At 74.2% G+C, this 22,982-nt stretch carries 23 protein-coding genes; 7 read left to right on the forward strand and 16 right to left on the reverse strand.

Annotated features, from left to right (window positions below):
* Positions 1-128: 128 nt before the first annotated feature.
* The 6 genes from ACRYR2_RS23280 to ACRYR2_RS23305 form a co-directional block, all read right to left on the reverse strand.
* Complete coding sequence (locus tag ACRYR2_RS23280; protein WP_432565279.1) at positions 129-689, reverse strand: GTP-binding protein; 561 nt, start codon at positions 687-689, stop codon at positions 129-131.
* Positions 690-723: 34 nt separating this feature from the next.
* Positions 724-1,212: a DUF742 domain-containing protein gene (locus tag ACRYR2_RS23285; RefSeq protein WP_432565280.1), complete on the reverse strand. Its 489-nt coding sequence runs from the start codon at positions 1,210-1,212 to the stop codon at positions 724-726.
* On the reverse strand, positions 1,209-1,640 hold the full coding sequence (locus tag ACRYR2_RS23290; RefSeq protein WP_432565281.1) for a roadblock/LC7 domain-containing protein: 432 nt from the start codon (positions 1,638-1,640) through the stop codon (positions 1,209-1,211). Before ACRYR2_RS23290 ends, ACRYR2_RS23285 begins: the two co-directional genes overlap by 4 nt.
* 5 nt (positions 1,641-1,645) lie before the next feature.
* Positions 1,646-3,718: a sensor histidine kinase gene (locus ACRYR2_RS23295; protein ID WP_432565282.1), complete on the reverse strand. Its 2,073-nt coding sequence runs from the start codon at positions 3,716-3,718 to the stop codon at positions 1,646-1,648.
* Positions 3,719-3,885: 167 nt separating this feature from the next.
* Positions 3,886-4,245 (reverse strand): hypothetical protein, encoded by a 360-nt coding sequence (locus ACRYR2_RS23300; RefSeq protein WP_432565283.1) that lies wholly within the window; start codon positions 4,243-4,245, stop codon positions 3,886-3,888.
* Positions 4,246-4,334: 89 nt separating this feature from the next.
* Entirely contained in the window at positions 4,335-4,664 is a 330-nt protein-coding gene (locus tag ACRYR2_RS23305; RefSeq protein ID WP_432565306.1) for a WhiB family transcriptional regulator, read from the reverse strand.
* A gap of 301 nt (positions 4,665-4,965) precedes the next feature.
* On the opposite strand from ACRYR2_RS23305, the gene cofD reads away from it, so the two are divergent.
* The 3 genes from cofD to ACRYR2_RS23320 all read left to right on the forward strand — a co-directional run bounded on the left by cofD (position 4,966) and on the right by ACRYR2_RS23320 (position 8,347).
* A complete protein-coding gene (gene cofD / locus ACRYR2_RS23310) occupies positions 4,966-5,949 on the forward strand; it encodes a 2-phospho-L-lactate transferase (protein ID WP_432565307.1) in 984 nt (327 codons plus the stop codon).
* Complete coding sequence (gene cofE, locus ACRYR2_RS23315) at positions 5,946-7,001, forward strand: coenzyme F420-0:L-glutamate ligase (protein ID WP_432565284.1); 1,056 nt, start codon at positions 5,946-5,948, stop codon at positions 6,999-7,001. The genes cofD and cofE overlap by 4 nt, the downstream gene beginning before the upstream one ends.
* A 164-nt stretch (positions 7,002-7,165) precedes the next feature.
* Positions 7,166-8,347 carry a GNAT family N-acetyltransferase gene (locus ACRYR2_RS23320; RefSeq protein WP_432565285.1) on the forward strand — a complete coding sequence of 394 codons (1,182 nt, stop codon included), beginning with the start codon at positions 7,166-7,168 and terminating at the stop codon, positions 8,345-8,347.
* 7 nt (positions 8,348-8,354) lie between these two features.
* On the opposite strand, the gene ACRYR2_RS23325 is transcribed toward ACRYR2_RS23320, so the two are convergent.
* Both ACRYR2_RS23325 and ACRYR2_RS23330 read right to left on the reverse strand, forming a co-directional pair.
* Positions 8,355-9,314, reverse strand: coding sequence for a DNA-3-methyladenine glycosylase family protein (locus ACRYR2_RS23325; protein ID WP_432565286.1), 960 nt, complete (start codon positions 9,312-9,314; stop codon positions 8,355-8,357).
* Entirely contained in the window at positions 9,311-10,225 is a 915-nt protein-coding gene (locus ACRYR2_RS23330; protein ID WP_432565287.1) for a DMT family transporter, read from the reverse strand. Before ACRYR2_RS23330 ends, ACRYR2_RS23325 begins: the two co-directional genes overlap by 4 nt.
* Positions 10,226-10,275: 50 nt before the next feature.
* Between ACRYR2_RS23330 and ACRYR2_RS23335 the strand changes: the two genes are divergently transcribed.
* The 4 genes from ACRYR2_RS23335 to ACRYR2_RS23350 all read left to right on the forward strand — a co-directional run bounded on the left by ACRYR2_RS23335 (position 10,276) and on the right by ACRYR2_RS23350 (position 13,454).
* On the forward strand, positions 10,276-11,217 hold the full coding sequence (locus ACRYR2_RS23335; protein WP_432565288.1) for a LysR substrate-binding domain-containing protein: 942 nt from the start codon (positions 10,276-10,278) through the stop codon (positions 11,215-11,217).
* 31 nt (positions 11,218-11,248) lie between these two features.
* Positions 11,249-11,758 (forward strand): hypothetical protein, encoded by a 510-nt coding sequence (locus ACRYR2_RS23340; protein WP_432565289.1) that lies wholly within the window; start codon positions 11,249-11,251, stop codon positions 11,756-11,758.
* Between the two features lie 134 nt (positions 11,759-11,892).
* Positions 11,893-12,270: a YciI family protein gene (locus ACRYR2_RS23345; protein WP_432565290.1), complete on the forward strand. Its 378-nt coding sequence runs from the start codon at positions 11,893-11,895 to the stop codon at positions 12,268-12,270.
* Complete coding sequence (locus ACRYR2_RS23350) at positions 12,267-13,454, forward strand: RNA polymerase sigma factor (protein ID WP_432565291.1); 1,188 nt, start codon at positions 12,267-12,269, stop codon at positions 13,452-13,454. Before ACRYR2_RS23345 ends, ACRYR2_RS23350 begins: the two co-directional genes overlap by 4 nt.
* Here ACRYR2_RS23350 and ACRYR2_RS23355 read toward each other — a convergent pair.
* The 8 genes from ACRYR2_RS23355 to ACRYR2_RS23390 all read right to left on the reverse strand — a co-directional run bounded on the left by ACRYR2_RS23355 (position 13,444) and on the right by ACRYR2_RS23390 (position 22,924).
* Entirely contained in the window at positions 13,444-14,454 is a 1,011-nt protein-coding gene (locus ACRYR2_RS23355) for an ABC transporter ATP-binding protein (RefSeq protein WP_432565292.1), read from the reverse strand. The genes ACRYR2_RS23350 and ACRYR2_RS23355 overlap by 11 nt on opposite strands.
* The gene (locus ACRYR2_RS23360; protein WP_432565293.1) at positions 14,451-15,437 is read right to left on the reverse strand and encodes an ABC transporter ATP-binding protein; all 987 of its coding nucleotides are present in this window, start codon (positions 15,435-15,437) and stop codon (positions 14,451-14,453) included. The genes ACRYR2_RS23355 and ACRYR2_RS23360 overlap by 4 nt, the downstream gene beginning before the upstream one ends.
* Positions 15,434-16,369 carry an ABC transporter permease gene (locus ACRYR2_RS23365; protein ID WP_432565294.1) on the reverse strand — a complete coding sequence of 312 codons (936 nt, stop codon included), beginning with the start codon at positions 16,367-16,369 and terminating at the stop codon, positions 15,434-15,436. Before ACRYR2_RS23365 ends, ACRYR2_RS23360 begins: the two co-directional genes overlap by 4 nt.
* Positions 16,366-17,307, reverse strand: a complete 942-nt coding sequence (locus tag ACRYR2_RS23370; protein WP_432565295.1) for an ABC transporter permease — start codon at positions 17,305-17,307, stop codon at positions 16,366-16,368. Before ACRYR2_RS23370 ends, ACRYR2_RS23365 begins: the two co-directional genes overlap by 4 nt.
* A complete protein-coding gene (locus tag ACRYR2_RS23375) occupies positions 17,304-18,842 on the reverse strand; it encodes an ABC transporter substrate-binding protein (protein WP_432565296.1) in 1,539 nt (512 codons plus the stop codon). The genes ACRYR2_RS23370 and ACRYR2_RS23375 overlap by 4 nt, the downstream gene beginning before the upstream one ends.
* 178 nt (positions 18,843-19,020) lie before the next feature.
* On the reverse strand, positions 19,021-19,998 hold the full coding sequence (locus ACRYR2_RS23380; protein ID WP_432565297.1) for a lysylphosphatidylglycerol synthase domain-containing protein: 978 nt from the start codon (positions 19,996-19,998) through the stop codon (positions 19,021-19,023).
* Between the two features lie 2 nt (positions 19,999-20,000).
* Positions 20,001-21,986, reverse strand: coding sequence for a glycosyltransferase (locus ACRYR2_RS23385; protein WP_432565298.1), 1,986 nt, complete (start codon positions 21,984-21,986; stop codon positions 20,001-20,003).
* Entirely contained in the window at positions 21,983-22,924 is a 942-nt protein-coding gene (locus ACRYR2_RS23390) for a glycosyltransferase family 2 protein (RefSeq protein WP_432565299.1), read from the reverse strand. Before ACRYR2_RS23390 ends, ACRYR2_RS23385 begins: the two co-directional genes overlap by 4 nt.
* Positions 22,925-22,982: the final 58 nt, after the last annotated feature.

Genomic DNA, 22,982 nt, shown 5'->3' on the forward strand with positions numbered 1-22,982 from the left:
GGTGCGGGCGTTAGCGTGGGCCACGAGGACCTCCGGGTGGATGTGGACCTTCGACAAGTCACACCCCACCTGGGGGTCCTCCCGTGTTCAAGCCGACGCGCTGTCACCAACGTCCTGGCTGGGTACAACTAGCGGGCCGAGCGGGCCCGGCTGAGGATGAGCTGCAGCAGGGTCAGGACGGCACGCTTGACGTCCTCGCGCCGGCGCGCGTCGAGGGCCACCACCGGGACGGCGGGGTCGACGTTGGCGGCGGCCCGGACCTGGTCCAGCGTCAGCTGGGTGCGGCCGGCGAAGGAGTTGACGGCCAGCACGAACGGCAGGCCGATCTTCTCGAAGTAGTCCAGCGCCACGAAGCAGTCGTCGATCCGGCTGGGGTCGACCAGCACGATCCCGCCGAGCGCGCCGTCGGCCAGGTCGTTCCACATGAAGCCGAACCGGTCCTGCCCGGGGGTGCCGAACATGTACAGGACGATGCTGTCGTCGATCGTGACGCGGCCGAAGTCCATCGCCACGGTCGTCGTCGTCTTCTCGCTGGCCTCGCCGGCGTAGTCGACGCCGACGGAGGCCGAGGTCATCGCGGCCTCGGTGCTCAGCGGCTCGATCTCCGACAGCGCCCCCACGGTGGTGGTCTTGCCGACGCCGAACCCGCCGGAGACCAGGATCTTGACCGGGATCGGGGGGCGCTTCACGGGAGCCGCCGGGGCGGGCGCGCCGGGGCGGAGTTCAGAGTGCAGCGACACCGTTGATCAACCTCTCGATGAACGAGACGTCGAACGCGAGGGACTTCGCGGTGGACGTCGTGATGAGCAGTTCACGGGCGACGAGGTCGCCGACCAGCACCTGGGCCACGCCCAGCGGGATCCCCACCAGGGCGGCGACCTCGGCGACCGAGCGGGCCTGCGTGCAGACCGCCAGGACCTGGCCCGGCTCGAACGGCAGGCCGGGTCCGGCGGCCAGCCGGCCGCCGAGCTCGGTGACGACGGCCGTCGTCTCCATGGCGATGCCGGCGGCCCCTCCCCCGGTGCGGCCGCCGGTGAGCAGGTAGGCGCGCACCTCGTCCCCGTCCCCGCCCTCGTCCTCGTCCTCGCCCTCGTCCCCGTGCGCGTCCGCGGCCTGCTGGGCGGCGGCCGGCGCCGAGACGGAGGTCGAGCTGCCGAGGAAGGGACGGTCGAACTCGTCGAAGTCCTCGGGGTCGTGCTCGTCGCCGTTCACAGCTGCAACGACGTCTTCAGCTCGGTGACGAGCTCCGGCGTCAGCAGCGCCCCGACGCGCTCGACGAGCATCGTCGTCTCGTACCCGACGAGCCCGAGGTCGCAGTCGGCGCTGGTGACGACGCCCAGGCACGCGCGGCCGGCGATCGAGGAGACCAGCAGGTAGCCCTGCCCGAACTCGGTGATCACCTGGCTCAGCGGTCCCTTGGCCAGCAGGCGCGAGGCCGAGACGGCCAGCGTCGTCAGCCCCGAGACGGTGGCGGCGAGCTTGTCGGCGTCGGCGCGCGCCAGGTCCGCGCGCATCGTCATGAGCAGCCCGTCGGAGGAGACCCCGATGGCCTGTTCGACCCCGGGGGTCTGCGCGACGAAGCGTTCCAGCAGGAAGTTGACGTCCTGGGCGTTCTGGCTGACGGTCGGGCTGAGGCTCACGGGGCTCACTCGCTCTCGGTCGTGCTGGACGGGGTGTTCTCGGCCGCGTCGCGACGGGCGCGGGCCACACCGCTCTGCAGGCCGGACAGGCCGCGACGGACCTCCTCGGCGGAGCGGGAGGTCGCGGCGGTGGCCGCGGTGTCGTCGCCGGTGTCGGGCAGCTGCGCGCCCCGCACCCGCGTCGGGACGGAGGTGCTCCTCAGCTGCGCGGGCAGGGCGGCGACCTGCGGTCCCTGGCCGTCCTCGGCCGTGCGGCCCAGGTCACGGCCGAGCTCCCCCAGCTGGGCGCCGCGGACGCGGGTCACCGGGCCGGTGGAGGCGACCGGCAGGGCGGGGGCCGGAGCCTGGACCGGAGCCGGGACCGGAGCCGGGGCGGCGACGTCCTCCACGACGGCCGGGGCCCCCACGAGCACGGGCTCCGCGGCGACGGGTTCCGCCGCAACGGGTTCCGCGACGACGGGTTCCGCCGCGACGGGTTCCACGACCGGTTCGGCGGCGACCGGTTCGGCGACGACGTCCGGAGCCGGCGCGGCCTCGACGACGAGCATCGGCGGCAGGTCGACGATCGCCACGACCCCGACGGTCGCGCCCGCGGTCAGGCGGACGGCGATCGACCAGCGGTCGGCGAGCAGACCCACGACGTGGTGCCCCAGCAGCCGGGAGTCCGGACGGGTGGTGGCCGCGGTGGCGATGCGCTCGTTGGCCTGCTCCAGCTCGGCCGGGCTCATCCCGACACCGAAGTCGGTGATGCTCAGCCGGTAGCCGCCCTCGGGGCGCACCGCGCCGGTGACGACGACCCGCGTGGTGCTGGGCGAGAACGCGGTCGCGTTCTCCAGCAGCTCGGCGAGCAGGTGGGTGACGTCGGCGGCGGCGCTGCCGTGCAGCCTCGCGCCGTCCAGGACGGGCAGGTCGACGCGCGGGTAGTCCTCGATCTCGGCCAGGGCCGCGCGCACCACACCGGTCACCGGGGCCGGACGCGACTTCGTGCGGGTCTGCTCGGCGCCGGCCAGCACGAGCATCGACTCGGCGTTGCGGCGCACACGCGTCGACAGGTGGTCGAGGCGGAACAGCTTGTCCAGGACCTCGGGGTCGCGCTCGCCGCGCTCGAGGTCGGCCAGGTAGGCCAGCGTGCGGGTCAGCAGGTTCTGGTTGCGCCGGCCCAGGTTGACCAGCATCTCGGCGGCCGCGCGGTCGGCGCGGTGCTGCTCGACGGCCAGGTCCAGGGCGCTGTCCTGGACGTGGTTGAAGGCGACGGCCAGGGCCGACAGCTCGTCGCGTGCGCCGACCTCGAAGGCCGGCAGCGTCGGCGGCTGCGCGTCGGCCGGCAGCGACCGGACGACACCGATGGCCTCGGGCAGCCGCTCCGCGGCGACCTCCTCGGCGCGGGCGGTGAGCTGGCGCAGCGGCACGACGACGGTCCGGATGAGGGCCAGCAGCATCAGGGCCACCAGGACGACGGCCAGCGCCACGAACACGGCGATGAGCGTCTGGCTGGTGCGGGCGACGCGCACGGCGTGCGCGTCGGCGGCGGCCGCGCGGTCGGCGAAGGACTGCTCGAGCTGGTCGGTCAGGACCAGGACCTGCTGGTAGACGGGCTGACCACGTTCGAGGACGTACGCCTCGGCGTCGGCCGTGCGGCCGTCGCGGTAGGCGTAGACGGCGCGGTTGTCGGCGTCGAAGAACTGGTCCCACAGGTCGAGCAGCTGGTCGTTGACGGCCCGCTCGCTGTCGGTCATCAGCTCGGTCGGGGCCGACTTCAGCGCGGCGATGAGCGCGGTGCGGTCGGCGATGAAGCCGGCGCGGTTGGGCGAGGTGTCGTCCAGCGCGGCCTCGACGCCGATGCGGTAGGTGTCCCAGGCGTAGGCGGCCTGCCAGCCGGTGATGTCGGCGTCCCAGTACTTCTGCTCGGTGACGTACTGCACGAGCTCGGTCGTGTCCTGCGCCTGGCGCAGCGACCGGGACTGCTCGCGGCTGCCGACCAGGGCCACGGCCCCGGTGGTCAGCGTGAGCGCGAGGATCACCCCGAAGGCGATCGCGAAGCGCGCGCCCACCCGGACGCGGCGCAGCAGCAGGGTCATGCGGAACTCCTCTTCCGGCGTGCGCTCCCGGTGGTGGCGCCGGGAGGCTGCACGAGACAGTCAGCGGTGACGTGCCGCCGGACAGGAACACCGGCTCGGAGGAGTGATCGTCCGCGGGGGGAGGCGACTTCAGCGGCCGAACGTGTGACGTTTCAGCCCGGAGGCGCTCAGCGCTGCCACAGGAGCGAGGCGAGTTCGGAGGCGACGGCCTGCTGCGCGGCGTCCTCGACGTTCAGCGCGACGACCTCGAGGTGCACCGCGCCGGACTCGTCGCTGCGCAGCCGCAGCCCGTGGCCCCCGGCGGCGGGGACGGCCAGGAGCAGGTCGAAGCCGGGGTGGGCGGTGGCGACGTGGGCCAGGGTCGACAACGCGGCCGACAGGTGTCCGTGGGGGTCGACGTCCTCGGGGCACAGGGAGGCCGCGGCCAACGACGACGTCAGCTCGGCCCGCACGGTGTCCTGGTGCTGGACGTGACCTTCGAGCCGGGAGGCGACGGCCTGCCGGCGCTCCCAGATCGACTGGTTCATGGCGACTCTCCCGCGTGGGCACGGGGGAGGTGGACCCCTCCCCGACCTTCTCCATCGTCAGGTCGGGGCTGCGACTTCAGTGCTGGAGGTCAGCTGATGCGACGCTTCAGGCGACGACGCTCGCGTTCGCTCAGGCCGCCCCAGATGCCGAAGCGCTCGTCGTTGGCCAGGGCGTACTCCAGGCACTCCTGGCGGACCTCGCAGGACTGGCAGACCCGCTTGGCCTCGCGGGTGGAGCCGCCCTTCTCGGGGAAGAAGGCCTCGGGGTCGGTCTGGGCGCACAGGGCCAGCTCCTGCCAGCCCGGGTCCTCCGGGGTGAGGCCGGAGACACCGGTGAGGCCGCCGGTCAGGTCGACCAGGCTCAGCTCGGGCCGGCCGTCCACCGCGAGCACACCCACCGCGGCGTCACCGCCGTCCAGCGCGGTGTCCTCGTCGTCGAGGTACTCGATCTCGTCACTCATGGTGGCCCCCGCAGGCTCGGTCCTGTCACTCCCGGTGATGTGACCGTCACTGACGACCACCACTGGTGGAATTACACGCGTGTCGTCCCCCGGAGTCAAGCCCAGCGTGGTATCTCGCCTCCCGCACGCGATCAGCAGACGCGTTCGTCACACGAGACACACGTTCGCGCGGGCTCCACGGGGGTGGCGCTCCGGCGGACAGGAGATGATGGCCACCGTGAGCGACCCGACTGCCGATGCGACCCGGACCCCCGACCCCCTGCGGATCACGGCCCTGGCCGGCGGTGTCGGAGGTGCCCGCTTCCTGCGCGGCCTGCTGGCGCACCTGCGCTCCTCCCCCGACCCGGCCCGCCGCGAGGCGACCGTCACCGTGATCGGCAACACCGCCGACGACGTGACGCTGCACGGGCTGCGGATCTGCCCCGACCTGGACTCGGTGATGTACACCCTCGGCGGCGGGATCGACGAGGTCCGCGGCTGGGGCCGGTCGGCCGAGACCTCCGGGGTCGCCGACGAACTGGCCGCCTACGACGCCGGTCCGTCCTGGTTCACCCTCGGCGACAAGGACATCGCCACCCACCTCGTGCGCACCCGGATGCTCGCCGAGGGCGCGACCCTGTCCCAGGTCACGGCCCGGCTGTGCGAGCGCTGGCAGCCCGGGGTCCGGCTGCTCCCCATGACCGACGACGTCGTGGAGACGCACGTCGACCTCGCCGGAGCCGACGGCTCGGTGCGCCGGGTGCACTTCCAGGAGTGGTGGGTGCGGCTGCACGCCGCCGTCCCCGCGCTGGCCCTCGAGCCCGTCGGCGCGGCGCAGGCCAGCCCCGCACCCGGCGTCCTGGAAGCGATCGACGAGGCCGACGTCGTCGTCCTGCCCCCGAGCAACCCCGTCGTGTCGATCGGGACGATCCTGCAGGTCCCCGGCGTGCGCGCGGCGATGACGCGGACCGCGGCACCCGTCGTGGGCGTCTCCCCCGTCATCGGCGGAGCGCCCGTGCGCGGGATGGCCGACGCGTGCCTGGCCGCCATCGGCGTCCCGACGACCGCGGCCGCCGTCGCGGGGCTGTACGAGGACTTCCTCGACGGCTGGCTGATCGCCGAGGAGGACGAGCCGCCCGTGCGGTCCGGCCTGCGGGTGGTGCGGCGCCCGCTGCTCATGAGCTCGCCCGAGGCGACCGCGGCGCTCGCGGGGGCGACCCTCGACCTCGCCCGGGACCTGATCCGGAAGGACCGCGCCGCGTGACGGTTCCCCCCACCTCCCCCAGCACTCCCAGCCACCTGCAGGTCGTGGGCCTCAGCGGCATCGGCGAGGTCCACGAGGGCGACGACGTCGCCGGTCTGGTCGTCGACGCGCTGCACGCCCAGCGCGCCTCGCTCAGCGACGGCGACGTCATCGCCGTCTCCAGCAAGGTCGTGTCCAAGGCCCTGGGCCTGACCGCCCCGGCAGCGGCCCGCGACGAGGTCGTGCTGCGCGAGTCGCGGCGCCTGGTCGCCGCGCGGCGCACCCCGAACGGGACGGCGCGGATCGTCGAGGCCGCCGCGGGCCCCGTGATGGCCGCGGCCGGGGTCGACGCCTCCAACGTGGAGGGCGACATCGTCCTGACGCTGCCCGCCGACCCCGACGCCGCCGCGCGCCAGGTGCGGGCGCAGCTGCACGAACTCACCGGCGCCGTCGTCGGGGTCGTCGTCACCGACACCGCCGGCCGGCCCTGGCGAGCCGGGCAGACCGACTTCGCCCTCGGGGTCGCCGGCCTGGACGTCCTGGACGACCTGCGCGGCAGCACCGACACCTCCGGCCGCGAACTGAGCGTCACCGCGCGCGCCGTGGTCGACGAGATCGCCGCGGCCGCGGACCTGGTCAAGGGCAAGACCAGCGGGGTTCCGGCCGCCCTGATCCGCGGGCTGGGCGACCTGGTGCTGCCCCTGGACGCCGACGACCGCCCCGGTGCCCGCTCGCTCGTGCGCACCGCGGCCGGCGACTGGTTCCGGCTCGGGCACGTCGAGGCGGTGCGCGCCGCCCTCGGCGCCGGAGGCGTCGAGCCCCCGCCCGTCGAGGCCGGCACGCTGACGGACCGGCTGCGGCGCGCCGCCGAGGTGTCGCTGGCCGCCGGCCCGGTCACCGGCGGCCGGGTGCACGTCAAGGGTCCCGCCCTGCACCTGGAGGCCGCCGACGAGTTCTCCCTCGGCGCGCTCACCCAGCGGGTGCTGGCCGCGCTGTGGACGGAGTTCCTCGTCGGGCTCGTCGAACGCGGTCCCGACGGGGTCCTCGTGCGGGTCGTCGAACACCCGCGCTGACGGGAGTCCGTTCCACGGGTCCGGGTGGGTGCGAAGGTCCTCCGGATCACGGACAGTTGGCGTAACCTCGCGCGCGGTAGTCACTGCTAGCGCACAGTCCTCCGGCAACCGCAGGGGGTGGACTGGTGGGGGCGACCGGATGACGACGCTTCGGGGGAGACGACATGGTGGCGACGACGGGGTACGCGGTGGAGCGGGTCGACACGACCACGCTCACGGCCGAGCAGCGCGGCGAGTGGGACGGCCTGCACGGCCGGCAGACGGGGGTGGGCAACCCCTTCTGCAGCCCTGACTGGGTGCTGGAGTGGTACCGCAGCTACGTCCCCGACGCCTCCCGCCGCCACCTGCTGTGGGTGCGCGACGGCGCCGGCGCGCTCGCCGGGGTCGCGCCGATGTACGAGCAGGTCGTGGGCCCGCGCCGGCTGCCGCTCGGCCGGCGCGTCGTGCCGGTCGGCTACGGGCAGTCGACCGCCCTGGAGCTGCCGCAGGTCCTCACCACCGACCGCCAGGCCCGCGACGTCCACCAGGCCGTCGTGCGCTGGAGCCGCGACGCCGGCGCCGACTGGGCGGAGGTGTCCATCGCCCGCGACCAGGCCTGGTTCGAGCCCGGCTGGGTGGAGGACACCACGGCCGAGGCCCCGCACTACAGCCACCGTGCCGCCCGCGCGTGCGTCGTGCTGCCGCTGAGCGGCTCCTGGGAGGAGCTGCGCCTGAAGCGCAACCTCAAGGAGAGCCTGCGCCGCAGCCGCAACCGGCTCACCAAGAGCGGCCGCGACTGGCACGTGCGCACGCTGGAGGGCACCGAGGTCGACGAGACCGCCGTCCGCCGCTTCTTCGCCCTGCACTCGGCCCGCGCCGGTTTCGAGGGCACGTCCTCCAGCCACCCCGACGCCTACGCCGACGCGACCCGCCGGGACCTGCTGCTGCGGCTGATCCCCCGGCTCGCCGACGCCAAGGAGGCCAGCCTGGTCGAACTCGTCGTCGACGGGGAGGTCGTCGCGGTCCAGCTGGCCCTGCACGCCGCGGGCAGTTCCTACGTCCACTCCTCGGGCCTGAACCCGGACTACTGGGAGTTCTCCGCGGTCACGTTGCTGCAGGCCGAGGTCGTGCGCTCGGCGATCGCCCGCGGCGACCGCTTCGTGAACTTCTCCCCCGGCCCGAACGTCGCCAAGATGCGCTGGAGCGAGCGCATGCACGTCGTCGACGACTTCGCCTACGCGACGGGCTCGCGGGCCTCGGGCCTGCGCTTCCTGGCGTTCTCGCAGCTGTCGGCGGCCAAGCAGTACCGGCACGCGGTCGCGCAGGCGCGCTCGAACAGCCCCAAGCCCCCGGCGAAGGAGTCCTGACCGGCGTTCACCCGCCCCGCACCCGCAGCGACCGCACCGCCCGGTTGGGCGTGTGCGTGGGCAACGTCATCCGCGGCCCCCGCCGGGGCCGCGCGGCACCGGCGAACCTCAGCAGCTGCTGCACCCGGAACCGGTGCCCGCGGTAACACTCGATGACCTGCGCGCAGCCGGCGTCGTCGAGCACCTCCCCCGTCAGCGCCCAGGAGACGTCCTTGGCGACGTGGTAGTCCCCGAAGCTGAACGCGTCGGCGTGCCCGTGGGCACGCTGACGCACCTCGGCCGACGTCCACACGCCCACCCCGGTCAGCGACCGCAGCGCGGTGTCGGCCGCCTCGGGAGCCATGGCCAGGGTCTTCTCCAGGCCGCCGGCGCGCGGGGCGGCCAGGATCGTCACCTTCCGGCGGCGCAGTTCGACCCCGGCCTGCAGCCACTCCCAGGACGGGATCCGCGTCCACTGCTGCGGCGTGGGCGGCAGCCGCAGGCCCGCGGGGCCGGGGGCGGGTTCGCCGAAGCGCTGCACGAGCCGCCGCCACGCGGCGAACGCCTCGACCCCGGTGACGACCTGCTCGAGGGCCGAGGCCGACAGGGCCTCGAACACCGCACGGGTGCGCCCGACGCGCCAGTGCGGGTGGGCCCGCCACGCCTCGACCAGCGCCGGGTGCTCGGGACGGGGCACGAACTCGTCCCAGGTGTCGTCGGCGGCGCCGAGCAGCTCGGGCACCCCGTCCAGCACCCAGGCCGTACCCGGTCCCCAGGCCTGGGCCTCCACCTCCGCGTCGCCCGGGCGGGCCCGGACCCGCAGCAGCGCAGGGCCTTCGGGAGTGCGTGTCGCGCGCCAGACGGTGCCGTCGGGGTCGGCGCGGAACGTCGGGTCGCCGGCGCCGCGGCGCAACCCCCGCAGCGTGCGGGCGACGGGGACGGGGCGGCCGGGCGCCCAGCGCAGTTCCCCGTCAGGTGCCGCCGTCACACCTCAACGGTAAGCCGCTCCGGCGCCCGGCCGGAACGCTCACGGGGTCCCCGGGTGGCCAGGGAGGAGCCGACGAGCACGAGCGCGAACCCGGCGAGGGTCGTCACCGTGATCCGCTCCCCCAGGACCACGGCGCCGGCGACCACCGCGACGACCGGGTTGACGTAGACGATGGCCGTGGCCCGCACCGGCCCGATCTCGCCCACGAGCGCGAACAGCAGCAGGAACGCCCCGGCCGTGCAGACCACCGCCAGGACCGCGAGCGAGGCGACGACCCGGCCCGACGGCGGCTCGGCGGGCAGCCCGGGACCGAGCGCGACGACGGGGACGTACACCAGCGCCGCCAGCACCAGGCTGGCGAGGACGACCGAGGGCCCCGGCAGGTCGGCCAGGTGCCGGACGAGGACCGCGGGCCCGATCGCGTAGCCGACCACGACGACGGCGAGTTCGGCGACGGCCCCGAACTGCCCGGGGCCGAGGTCGAACCCCACCAGGGTCGCGACCCCGGCGGTGCCCAGGGCGAGCCCGGTCCACCCGGTGCGGCCGAGGTGCTCGGCGCGGCGGGTGGCCAGCGCGACGAGCGCCCCGACCACCGGAACCGCCGAGATGACCACCGCCGTCGTGGAGCTGTCGAGGTCCTGCTCGGCCCGCGCCAGGAACAGCCAGGGCCCGACGATCTCGAACCCCGTGTACGCCACCAGGGCCGGCCAGCGCCTCGCCAGCGTCGGCAGGGAGGCGCGGACGTCCTTGCGGGACAACGCGATCGGCGCCAGCACCAGGGCGGCCAGAGCGGTCCGGAACAGGACGAGCGTCGAGGGGGCGAGTTCTTCGCCCGCGACCTTGATGAGCAGGTACGGGATGCCCCAGGCGAGGCCCAGGGCGGCGAAGAGCAGGGCGGCACGGCGGTTCACGGGCCGATCGTCCACCACCCCGGACCGTTCAGTCCAGCTAGAGTTTCCTCATGAGTCTCGACAGCGAGGACTTCACGATCGACCTGCGCCGGCTGCGGTTGCTGCGCGAGGTCGAGCGTCGTGGAACCGTCGCCGCCACCGCGACGGCGCTGCACCTGACCCCTTCGGCGGTGTCCCAGCAGCTGGCCGGCCTGGCCCGCGACCTCGACGTGCCGTTGCTGGAACGTCAGGGGCGTGGGGTGCGGCTGACCGGCCAGGCGCGGGTGCTGCTGGCCCACGCCGACGCGGTCGCGGCACAGCTGGAGAAGGCCCGCGCCGACCTGCTGGCCTTCGACGCCGGCCTGGTCGGCGAGGTCCGGATCGGCTCGCTGGCCACCGCGATCTTCGCCGTCGTCGCCCCCGCGCTGCAGCGGTTGCGGGCCGACCGGCCGGGGATGCGGCTGCTGGTGCGCGAACGCGACCCCGTCGAGGCCGTCGCGGGCCTGGACGCGGGCGAACTCGACGTGGTGGTGGCCGTGGACCACCCCGGCGGTCCGCGCCGCGACGACGCCCGCTACGACCGGGTCGACCTGCTGACCGACGTCCTCGACGTGCTGCTGCCGGCCGGCCACCCGCTGGCCGGCCGCGACGAGATCGACCTGGCCGACCTGGCCGACCAGGAGTGGGTCGCCGCCGCCGGCCCCGACGACGCCTGCGCCCAGATCACCGCCGGCGCCTGTGCGGCCGCGGGTTTCGCCCCCGACGTCCGGCACCACACCGCCGAGTACGACGCCCTGGCGGCGCTGGTCGCGGCGGGCGCGGGCGTCGCGCTCGTCCCGCGCCTGGCCCACCCGTTGCGGCCCAGCGGCCTGCGCGTCGTGCCGGTGGCCGGGCAGGCCCCGGCCCGGTCGATCTACGCCGCGACCCGCGCGGGCCGGGGCGCGGACGCCCCCACCGCGGCGGTGCTGGAGGAGTTCCGCCGCGTCGCCGCCGAACGGCCCGACGCCTCTTGACGTACCTGCCGTGTAATCTTGTAATCGCCGCATGAGCGACGACGCTGATGTCGCGGCCTGGCTGTCCGGCCGGTTGCCGCAGGAGTGGTTCGAGACCGCACCGTCGGTCTCGGTCGACCGCGAGGAGATCGTGGTCGTCGGGCGGCTGGCCGCCCCGGAGGAACCCGAGGGCGGCGCGGGTGCCCCGCGCCGCGCCGAGGCCGGGCGGATCGCCCGGTTCCGCGAGGAGACGCGACCCGCCCGGATGCGGATCGCCGACGAGGCCGAGGCGCTGTTCGGCCGCAAGGTCGCCTGGGGCGCGCGCTGCGGGCAGGCCGAGGAACTGTTCACCAACCTCGCCACCCCCGTCATGACCCGGCTGCGCCAGCCCCAGCGGCAGGTCCTGGACACCCTCGTCGAGGCCGGGGTCGCGCGGACCCGGTCCGAGGCGCTGGCCTGGTGCGTGCGGCTCGTCGGCCAGCACCAGCAGGACTGGATCCAGCAGTTGCGGGACGCGCTGGTGGACGTCGAACGCGCCCGGGAGGCGGGGCCGGCGGCCTGACCGGTGGCGGGCGCGGGGTGGACGCGGCCTGCAGAACCGCTCCCCGGTCGGTGTCGATCGGGCCGGGTCGGGATCGTCAGGGAGGCGAGCGGCGTTCACCCCGGACACCGCCGCCCCGACGGAAGGACCAGACCGTGCGCTACACGCTGCTGCTGCACTACCCGGAGATGACCGAGGAACAGCTCGGCCCCGAGGGCGTCGCCGAGGGCCGGCGCGCCTTCGCCGCCTACGCCCAGGCCCTCGACGCCGCCGGGGTGCTGCTGTCCGCCGAGGTCCTGCGGCACTCGGAGAACACCACGACCGTCAGCGCCGCATCGGGGACGATGCAGGTGCAGGACGGCCCCTACAGCGACAGCAAGGAACAACTGGGCGGGACGTTCGTCCTCGACGTCCCCGACCTCGACGCCGCGCTGGAGTGGGCGAAGCAGGCGCCCCCGGTGCAGTGGGGCGCCGTCGAGGTCCGCCCGGGCGCCGTCCACTACGCCGACGGCGCCTGGCACGGCGACGAGTGACCCACCCCAGCGCTCACCCCACCGGCCACCGCGACGCCCACGCCGCCGCCGAGCACGCGGCCCGCACGTCCTACGGACGGCTGGTCGCGCTGCTCGCGGCGGGCACGGGCGACCTGCAACTGGCGCAGGACGCCCTGTCGACCGCCCTGGAACGGGCGCTGCGGACGTGGCCGGACACCGGCGTGCCCGCCCGGCCCGAGGCGTGGCTGCTGACGGTGGCGCGCAACACCCAGCGCGACGTGTGGAAGTCGGCCGCGCACCGCCGGTCGGTGCCGCTGGAGGACGCCCTCGACCTTCCGGCGGACGAACCGGTGGACGGCGAGTTCCCCGACGAGCGGCTCGAACTGCTCTTCGTCTGCGCGCACCCGGCCATCGCGCAGAACGTGCGCACACCGCTCATGCTCTCGGCCGTGCTGGGTTTCGAAGCCGCGCCGATCGCGACCGCCTTCGCCGTCCCCGGCCCGGCCATGGCCCAACGCCTGGTCCGGGCCAAGCGCCGCATCCGCGACACCCGGATCCGGTTCGCCATCCCCGCCCGTCCGGAACTGCCCGACCGGCTGCCCGCCGTGCTGGAGGCCGTCTACGGCTGCCTCGCGCTGGGGTGGGCCGACGAGGCCCGGCACCTGTCCCGCACGCTGGCCGAACTGCTCACCGCGCAAGGCCTGGACGACCCCGAGGCGTGGGGGCTGGCGGCCGTCACCCACCTGGTCCCCGCGCGCGGCCGGGACGGTTTCGTCCCCCTCGACGAGCAGGACCCCGCCACCTGGGACGCCGCCCGGCTCGATGTGGGCGAGCAGTTCCTGCGCCGGGCCTCCTCCGCCGGGGCGCTGGGCCGGTTCCAGCTCGAGGCGGCCATCGCGGCGGTCCACGCCGACCGGCGGCGCACCGGCCGCACCGACGACGCGGCCCTGCTGACGCTGTACCGGGCGCTGAACGCGACCGCGCCCAGCCTGGGATCGCGCGTGGCGCAGGCCGCGGTGCTGGGCCGGGTCCACGGCCCCGGGGCCGGGCTGGCCGAACTGGACCTGCTCGAGGCGGACCGGTTCCAGCCGTACTGGGCGACCCGCGCGCACCTGCTCGCGGCCGCGGGTTCCCCCGAGGCCGCGGCGGCCTACCGCCGCGCCGCCGACCTCACCACCGACCCGGCGGTGGGGGCCTGGCTGCGCAGCCGGCTCAGCGGGTGAGCCGTTCCGGTGCGCCCACCACCCCGTGCAGGTGGCAGGCGGCGACGTGACCGCCGGTGACCTCCTGCAACGCCGGTACGACGCTGTCGCAGGGCTCGAAGACCTGCGGGCAGCGGGTGCGGAACCGGCAGCCGCTGGGGATCCGCGCGGCCGAGGGCACGTCCCCGGACAGCACGATGCGCTCGCGCGTGCGTTCCCGTGACGGTGAGGGCACCGGCACCGCCGACAGCAGGGCCTGCGTGTACGGGTGCTGCGGGGAGGCCGTGAGGTCGGCCGCGGAGGCGACCTCGACGACCCGCCCCAGGTACATCACCGCGATCCGGTCCGACAGGTGCCGCACCGCCGCCAGGTCGTGCGAGACGAACAGCAGCGTCAGGCCCAGTCGCCGTTGCAGCGACCGCAGCAGGTTCAGGACCTGCGCCTGGACGCTGACGTCGAGGGAGGCGATCGCCTCGTCGCACACGACGAAGTCCGGTTCACCGGCCAGCGCCCGGGCGATGCCGACCCGCTGCCGCTGCCCGCCGGAGAACTCGTGCGGGTAGCGGCCGGCGACGGAGGGGTCCAGGCCGACCAGGTCGAGCAGTTCGGCCACCCGTTCCGCGCGCGCCCGCGCGCCACGGGCCAGGCCGTGCACCTGCAGCGGTTCGGCGATCGTCTGCCCCACGCTCATCCTCGGGTCCAGGGAGGCGTAGGGGTCCTGGAACACCATGACGGCGCGGCGCCGCAACGCCCGCAGCGCCGAGGACGACATCGCCGTGACGTCGGCCCCGTCGAACTCCACCGTGCCGCCCGTCGGCTCGACCAGCCGCAGCAGCGCGTTGCCGAGCGTGGACTTGCCGCAGCCGGACTCCCCGACCAGGCCCAGGGTCTCGCCCCGGCGCACCTCCAGGTCCACGCCGTCGACCGCGCGCACGGCCCCGGTCTGCTTGCGCCGCAGCCCCTTGGAGCGCACCGGGAAGTGCACCTGCAGGTCGCGGGCGCGCACCAGCACGTCGTTCACGGGGTCCCTCCGGGGTAGAACGTCGCGGCCCGGTGCGTGGCCGAACCGCCCACCGGGACCAGCGGGGGTTGCTCGGTGGCGCACCGCTCGTCCCCGCGCACGGGGCAGCGGGGCCAGAACACGCACCCGGCCGGCAGGTCGGTCGGCGGCGGCGGGGTGCCCGCGATCGCCACGAGGTCGGGGGCCGCGCCGGCCGTGTCGTGCAACGCCGGCAGCGACCCCAGCAGGCCCCTCGTGTACGGGTGGGCGGGGGCGTCGAAGACGTCGTCGACGCCGCCGTCCTCCACGCACCGCCCGCCGTACATCACCAGCACCCGGTCGGCGATCCCGGCGACGACCCCGAGGTCGTGGGTGATCCAGACGACCCCGGTCCCGTGCTCGGACTGCAACCGCGCGACGAGTTCGAGGATCTGCGCCTGCACTGTCACGTCCAGCGCCGTCGTCGCCTCGTCGGCGATGAGCAGGCGCGGGTTGCCGGCCAGCGCGATCGCGATGACGACGCGCTGGCGCATGCCGCCGGACAGCTCGTGCGGGTACCGCTCCAGCGCTCCGCGCGGATCGGGCAACCCGACGTCGGCCAGCAGTTCGGCCGCCCGTTCGCGCGCCGCCCGCTTCGAGGGCACCGCGCGGTGCGCGAGCAGTCCCTCGGTCAGCTGCCGCCCCACCGTCAGCACGGGGTTCAGCGAGGTCATCGGGTCCTGGAAGACCATGCCGATGCCGTTGCCGCGGACCGTGCGCAGTTCCGCCTCGGACAGGCCCAGGAGGTTCCGGCCCTCGAACAGCGCGCTGCCGGTGACCTTCGCGTGCCCGGGCAGCAGGCCCAGCAACGCCATGACCGACACGCTCTTGCCGCTGCCGGACTCCCCCACGACGGCGACGGTCTCCCCCGCCGCCACGGAGTAGTCCAGGCCGTTGACGATCTGCGCGGTGCCGCGGGCGGTGTCCAGCGAGACCCGCAGGTCCCGCACCTCCAGAACGCTCACCGGACCGCCCTCCGACGACGCCCGGCCGTGCGCCGTCCCGCCTGCAACGCGCTGCGCTGCTGCGGGTCCAGCACGTCCCGCAACCCGTCGCCCACCAGGTTGAACGACAGGACCAGGAGCACGATCGCCAGCCCCGGGAACACCGCGATCCACCAGGCGAGGTCGATGTAGCCGCGGCCCTCGGACAGCATCCGGCCCCAGCTGGGGTCCGGCGGTTGCGTGCCCAGCCCGACGAAGGACAGCGCCGCCTCGGCCAGCACCGCGAACGCCAGGCTCACCGACGTCTGCACGATGATCGGCGGTGCCGCGTTCGGCAGCACGTGCCGGAACAGCAGCCGCAGGTTCGAGGCGCCGACCGACCGGGACGCGCGCACGTAGACGGTCTCGCGCACCCCGAGCACCGCCGAGCGCGTCACCCGCGCGAACACGGGGGTGTAGGTGATGCCGATGGCGATCATCGCGTTCGTCGTCCCCGGCCCCAGGATCGCGATGACCGCGATCGCCAGCAGCATCGCCGGGAACGCGAACAGCACGTCCATCGCACGCATGAGCACGGTGTCGGCCCAGCGGCCGTAGAACCCGGCGAACAACCCCACGAGCACCCCGCAGACCAGCGAGAAACCCACCGCGACGGCGCCCACCTGCAGCGAGACCTTCGCGCCCAGGACGACGCGGGACAGGATGTCGCGACCCAGGTCGTCGGTGCCGAACCAGTGCCCCGGTCCCGGCGCCAGCAGCCGCTGCTGCACGTCGACCTCGTTGGCACCCGTCGGGGCGATCTGGTCGTCGAACAGCGCCACCAGCACCACGGCGACCAGCACGACGACGCCGAACAGCGCCGGCGGGGACGACAGCAGCAACCGCAGCGCGTCGACGAACCCGTTGCCGCGCGGACGCACCGCGACGGCGGGAACCCCCGCGGCGGCGCTCACGCGCTGATCCTCGGGTCGAGCTTGGAGTACAGCAGGTCCACCACCAGGTTCAGGACGAGGAACACCAGCGCGAACAGCAGCACTGCTCCCTGCAGGACGGGGTAGTCGCGGGCCTGCACCGACTGCAGCGCCAGCTGCCCCAGCCCCGGCCAGGCGAAGACGATCTCGACGACGACGACCCCGGACAGCAGGTAGGCCAGCTGCACGCCCGTCACCGTGACCAGCGGCAGCAGCGCGTTGCGCAGCACGTGCCAGTTCAGCACCGCGCGCGCCCCCAGGCCCTTGGCCCGCGCCGTGCGGACGTGCTCGGCCGACAGGGCCTCCAGCACGCTGGACCGGGTGAACCGCGTCAGCACGCTGCCCGAGACCAGGCCGGTCGTGACGGCCGGCAGCACCAGCGAGCGCAACCAGCCGGCCGGGTCCTCGGTGAAGGGCACGTACCCGCTGGCCGGGAACCAGCCCAGCGTCCCGGCGAACACCAGGATGAGCATGATGCCCATCCAGAACTCCGGCACCGAGATGCCGATCTGGGACAGGACCGTTCCGGCGCTGTCGACGACGGACCGCGGTCGCAGCGCCGAGATCGTTCCCAGCGGGACGGCGATGAGCAGCGCCACCACGATCGAGGCGACCGCCAGCGACAGGGTGGCCGGCAGCCGTTCCAGGATGAGCAGCGTCACCGGGTCACCGGACCGGAAGCTGACCCCCAGGTCGCCCGTGACGGCGCTGCCGATCCAGGACAGGAACTGCACCGGGACGGGCTGGTCCAGACCGGCGCGTTCGCGCAGCGCGTCGTAGGTCTCCTGGTCGAAGCGGGTGCCCAGCGCCAGCCGGACCGGGTCGCCCGGCACCAGGTGCACGAGGGCGAACGTGGCCACGCTCACCCCGAGCAGGACCACCACGGCCTGCAGGGTCCGCCGCAGGGCCAGCCCCGTCACGACGGCAGGGCGAGGGTTCCGAAGTCCACCGCCTTGTCGGCCCGGACCTCGTACCCGGTGATCCCCGGCTTCCACGCCTGCACCGCGTCGGGGTTGTACAGGAACAGGTAGGAGACGTCGTCGACGATCTGCTTGGCCGCCTGGTCGTACAGGGACTTGCGGGTCGCCTGGTCGGCCTCGACGGCGGCCCGGTCGAGCAGGTCGTCGGTGACCGGGTTGGAGTACCCCTGGTAGTTGTTCGGCCCGTCGGTGCGGTGCTGTTCCTCGTAGAAGTCGGCCGGGTCGATGTTCCCCAGCCAGCCCAGCACGAACGCGTCGAAGTCCCCCCGGCCCTGCCGGTCCAGCCAGGTGGCGAAGTCCTCGGTCTGGATCTGCACCGTGATGCCCAGGGGTTCCAGCTGGCTGGCGATGACCTGCGCGGCCGTCACCGTCTCGGGGTACTCCGAGGTGACCATGAGCCCCATGGTGATCGGGGTGGTGACACCCGCCTGCTGCAGCAGCTGCCGCGCCTGGTCCACGTCGGTCTCGAAGGGCGCGTAGTCGTAGTACCACTCGCTGCCCTCGGGGATCGCCGTCTGGTTGACCCGCGCGGTGTCGAACCTGGCCGCCTCGGTGATGGCCTCCCGGTCCAGCGCGAAGGCGACCGCCCGCCGCACCTCCACGCGGTCGAACGGCGCCTTGGCGCAGTTCATCGCCAGGTACCAGTAGTCGACGCTGGCGACCTGGCCGAGCTCGACGGAGTCGTCCCCGGCCAGGTCGGCCACCCGCTGCGGCGGCACGTTGTCGGTCCACTGGACCTGGTCGGTGGTCAGCGCGGTGAGGGCCGCGGCCGGTTCGGTGATGAACTGGAACGTGACGCCGTCGACGGCGGGGGCCTCGCCCCAGTACTCCTCGAACCGGGACAGCGAGATCTCGCTGGCCGAGGAGGCGTCCAGCCGGAAGGGGCCGGTGCCCACGGCCTGCGTCGTCAGCGTGGCCTCGTCGACCGTCCGGGGCAGGATCGCCATGCCCTTGAACCCGCCGATGCGCGAGAGCAGGTTCGGCGTGGGGGTGTTCAGCGTGACGACGAGGTGCGTGTCGTCGGCGGCCGTCACGTCGGCCACGGTCGCGAAGCGCGAGGCGTTGGCCAGCTGCTGGTCGATGATCCGCCGGTAGGAGAACACCACGTCCTGCGCGCCGAACGGTGACCCGTCGTGGAAGGTGACGCCCTCGGCCAGCGTGAAGGTCCAGGTCAGGCCGTCGGGGCTGGTCTCCCACTGCGTCGCCAGCGACGGCTGCATCGACAGGTCGTCGGCGCTGGGGACGACGAGGGTGTCGTAGACGTTCTCGAGCACCTGGAACGCGGCGTAGGCGGTCGTCTTGTGCGGGTCGAGCTGGTCGGGCTGCGCGCTGACGGCGGCCACGAAGGCGCTGCCCGCACCGCCTCCGCCGGACGAGCCGCCACCCTCACCGGTGTCGACGCCCTCACCGCTGCTGCAGCCCGCGACGACGAGGGGGGAGGCGGCCAGCGAGGTCAGAACGGCTCTGCGGCGCATCGTGGAACTCCGCTCGATCGGGGTCTGGGACGTGTTGCCGGCCCTCCACCCTGCCGAGAACGGCCGGGGAGCACCAGTCAGGATCCGCCCCGCGGGCCGGTCGTGACCGGATCGACACCTGTCGCGCGGCCTCCTCCCCACCGTGATCAAGCACTTCGGTGATCAAGCACTTCGGTGATCAAGCACTCCCGTGGTCGTGCACCTCGCGCTCGGCCGCGGCGCTGACCTCGGCACGGTGCCCGGCCAGGGCGGCGAAGGCCAGCAGCAGGTCCGAGACCGTCAGCAGCACCCGCGATCCGAGCACGACGACGGCCGCGCCGCCCGATCCGGTCGCCAGGGCGATCGTCGCCCCCAGCACCAGTTCGCGGGCCCCCGCGCCGGCGGGGGCCAGGACGACGAGGAACCCGGCCATCCACGCCAGGGAGTACCCCCCGACGGCCAGGGCCAGCAGCTGCCCGGTGTCCCAGTCGGTGCCGACGGCGTGCGCCAGCACGTACACCTGCCCCCCGACGGCGCCCCAGGAGGCGAGGGCCCAGCCGGCCGAGGCCAGCAGCCCGCGCCAGGTGATGCGGTGCTCCAGCGGTTCCTGGCGGGCCAGGCGCAGCAGGACCCGCAGCAGCGGGTTCAGCACGCCGGGCACGAGCAGCACGAGCAGCAACGGGGTGAGCCAGCGCAACCAGCCGGTCCACTCCCAGCCGCTGATCTGCCTGCCGTGCAGGGCGAACGGCAGCACCGCGGTGATCAGCAGGGACGACGTCGTCAGCGACACCAGCAACGCCACCGCCAGCGCCGACCCCGTCCGCCGCCGCGGGACGCCGTGGTCGCGGGCCAGTTCGGCCTGGGCGACGAACTGGAACACCGTGCCCGGGATGTACCGGCCCAGCTGCCCGACGAAGAACACCCGGGCCGCGGCGCCGACCGGCAGCGGCGAGCCGAGGTCGCGCAGCACCGAACGCCACGAGGCGCCCGACAGCGCGACGTTGGCCAGCGAGAACACCAGCGCCAGCAGCACGGAGACGGCGTCCAGGCGCGACCAGGCCTGTGCGATCGCCGCGCGGTCGCGCACGACGTACACGACCGCCAGCGTGACGACGAGCACGAGGAAACCCACCCGCAGCACGGGCGAGCGCAGGGCCTTCAGCAGCCGGTTCAGCACCGTCAGCGGCGGACGAACGTGAGCAGGACGAAGGTGTAGTCCAGCCCGGTGCGCTTCCAGTGCACCGGCCGTTCGGGGTGGGCGAGCACCTCGTCGGTCAGTTCCCCGACGAGGTCGAGCCCCACCGCCGACGCGGTCGCCACCAGGTTCCGCAGGTCGTCCGGCGAGAAGATCTTCACCGGGGCGCCGTAGGCGGTGATGCCGCTCGTGTCCGGCGGGTCGGCGTCGTAGTCGGTCGACAGCGCGAGGATCCCGCCGGGCCGCAGGATGCGTGCGGTCTCGGTCAGGAAGGGCCGCACCGGCACGCCGTGCTCGATGACCGACATGCAGGTGACGGCGTCCAGCGAGGCGGCGGCCAGGCCGGTGTCGGTGACGTCGCCGCGGCGGAACTCCACCCCGTCGCGGTGCACGGTCGCCCCGAACTCCAGGTTGATCCCGGCCAGCGCGCCCTTCTCGGCCCCCAGGCCGTACAGCCGCAACCACGGCAGGACCGGGGAGTACCGGGCCGAGCCGGCGTCCAGGACCCGCGCCGTGCGGGAGCCGTCGTCGGCCAGCGTCAGCACCGCGGCCACCGCACCGAGGGCGTCCCAGTTCTTCGGGTCGTCCGGGTGCGCGGGCAACCGCAGCCGCTTGGCTTGCGCGACGGCGTCGGCGACCTCGGCGGTGTCCTGCAGGACACCGGTGCGCGGGACCCCGCTGGGCACCGGCCGGGCGGCGGGGGCGGCACCCAGCCGACGGGACGCGAGCTGCTCGCCGGTCCGGCGCTGCACGCCCACCCGCGTCCACAGCGCCAGTTCGGCGCCGCGCTTGGCGACCGACAGCAAGCGGCCCCCGGGCGGGGCGGCGGCCGTCCCGCCCTCGGCGGCGGCCTCGACCGCGGCCAGGTAACGGTCCCAGGGTTCGTCGAGGTCGGGCGCTTCGACGTTGTCCCGCAGGCGTTCCAGCCCGCCGTCCCGCAGGTCCAGCAGGGCTCCGACGAGCGCGGGGACGCTGCCGGGTTCGACGAGCAGACCGTCGACGCCGTCGCGGACCTGCGCCGGGAACGACCCGACGCGGGTGGCCACGACCGGCAGGCCGTGGGCGAAGGCCAGGATCGCGTTCTGCGACGCCGTCCCGGACCGGTAGGGCAGGACGAGGGCGTCGTGCGCGGCCATGAGGCCGGCGATCTCGGCCGCGGGGACGTAGCCCTCGCGCAGTTCGACGTGCCCGCGCATGCCCGGCGCACCGGCCAGTTCGCGCACCCGGCGGCCGGCCGCGCCCCACAACTCCCCCGCGATGGTCAGCCGGGCGTCGAACCCCCGCTGGTGGACCTCGGCGAGGGCCTCCAGCAGCAGGTCCAGACCCTTGTACTCGCGGACCACCCCGAGGCTGAGCAACCGCACCCCGCCGTCGCGCGGGACGCGCGACCCGGCCGGGGCGTCCACCCGCGGGCCGCCGGGCAGGTGCGGCGGCAGGTCGGCCACGGCGACGCGGCGGGCGCCGTGCGCGTGGGCCAGGCCCGCCTGCTGCTCGGAGTGCACGACCACGCCGTCGACCGCGGCGAGGAGCCGGGCGACGAGGAGTTCGTCCCCCGGACCGGTCTCGTGCGGCAGGACGTTGTGCGCCACCACGACGGTGCGCGTGCTCGAGCGCGCGGAGCGCAGCCCGGCCAGGACGGTCAGCAGCGCCGGCACCTGCAGCGGGACGACGTGGGCCAGCACGACGAGGTCGGCCTCGGCCAGCCTGCGGCCGGTGCGCCACCACGACGCCGGCGAGGACCACGACAACGGCCGCAGCGTCGGGGTGAACTCGGGAACCTCCGGAGCCCCGTCGGGCAGGTGCGGTTCCCCGGGGTACAGGGCCTCGGGGTACAGCTTGCGCCAGGAGACGAGCTTCACGTCGGTGCCCGGTTCGGCCGCGAGGTGCCGGGCCAGTTCGGTGGTGTGGACGGCGATGCCGCCCTTGCTCGGGTGGGCGGGCCCCACCACCGCGATCCTGCGAGCGCTCATGCGGGCGGCCCCGCGCTGTCGTCGCGCGAGCGGACCACGAGGTCGGCCAGCAGCGCCACCGCCCCGATGAGCAACCCGGACACCAGCAGCAGCACGGTGTTGGCCGGGAAGTAGAAGGCGTGCCGGAACATGTCGACGACACCCTTGACGAACCCGAGGCCGAACAGGAACAGCGCCAGCGGCATCAGGACGCGCAGCGGCTCGAAGTACATGATCATCCGCAGCACCTGCAGGATGTAGCGGTAGGCGTCCTTGGTGAAGTGGAACTTCGACTTCCCGGCGCGCTTGGCGTAGGCCGTCGGGACGTACTTGATGTCGTGCTGGTTGCACAGGAACGACAGCGTGATGGTCGTGACGCAGGAGAAACCCGCCGGCAGCAGCCGCAGGTACGGCAGCGACACCGACTTGCGGAACGCGCGCAACCCCGAGTTCAGGTCCGGGATCCGCTGCCGGGCGAGCACCTCGGCGACCTTGCGGATGACGAACTTCGCCGGCACGCGCAGCGCCTTGTGCGAACCCTCCTCCGTGGTGCGGGCGCCCACGACCTGGTCGTAGGAGTCGTCCTCGAGCAGGACCCTGATCAGCTCGGGGATCCGCTCGTTCTCGTAGGACATGTCCGCGTCGGTCCACACGACGATCTCGCCGCGGGCCATCTGCGTCCCGATGCGCCGGACCGTGCCCGAGCCGCCGTTGCGGCGGAAGGCGACCACGCGCAGGTGCGGGTACTCGTCCTCGACCGAGCGCAGCACCTTCAGGGTGTCGTCGGTGGAGCAGTCGTCGACCGCCAGGAGTTCGTACGGCATGCCGTCGTCGTCCATGACCTTGGTGATCCGCTGGATCTCCAGCAGGACGTGCGCTTCCTCGTTGTAGCAGGGCAGCACGATGGTGGCGATCGGCGCCGGCTCGATCGCCTCGGACGGGGTGTCTTCGACAGGCATGGCGCGCTGAGCTTACCTACGCCGGGGGCCGCTTCCGGCGTCCCGCGCGCGGACGGCA

The sequence above is a fragment of the Kineococcus deserti genome, from assembly GCF_050871945.1.
GTDB lineage: Bacteria > Actinomycetota > Actinomycetes > Actinomycetales > Kineococcaceae > Kineococcus.

Excerpts from the sequence above, each read along its gene's own strand:
- ACRYR2_RS23295 (WP_432565282.1), bottom strand. The coding sequence starts at position 3,718 with ATGACCCTGCTGCTGCGCCGCGTCCGGGTGGGCGCGCGCTTCGCGATC.
- ACRYR2_RS23300 (WP_432565283.1), bottom strand. The coding sequence starts at position 4,245 with ATGAACCAGTCGATCTGGGAGCGCCGGCAGGCCGTCGCCTCCCGGCTC.
- ACRYR2_RS23320 (WP_432565285.1), top strand. The coding sequence starts at position 7,166 with ATGGTGGCGACGACGGGGTACGCGGTGGAGCGGGTCGACACGACCACG.
- ACRYR2_RS23335 (WP_432565288.1), top strand. The coding sequence starts at position 10,276 with ATGAGTCTCGACAGCGAGGACTTCACGATCGACCTGCGCCGGCTGCGG.
- ACRYR2_RS23340 (WP_432565289.1), top strand. The coding sequence starts at position 11,249 with ATGAGCGACGACGCTGATGTCGCGGCCTGGCTGTCCGGCCGGTTGCCG.
- ACRYR2_RS23375 (WP_432565296.1), bottom strand. The coding sequence starts at position 18,842 with ATGCGCCGCAGAGCCGTTCTGACCTCGCTGGCCGCCTCCCCCCTCGTC.
- ACRYR2_RS23385 (WP_432565298.1), bottom strand. The coding sequence starts at position 21,986 with ATGAGCGCTCGCAGGATCGCGGTGGTGGGGCCCGCCCACCCGAGCAAG.
- ACRYR2_RS23390 (WP_432565299.1), bottom strand. The coding sequence starts at position 22,924 with ATGCCTGTCGAAGACACCCCGTCCGAGGCGATCGAGCCGGCGCCGATC.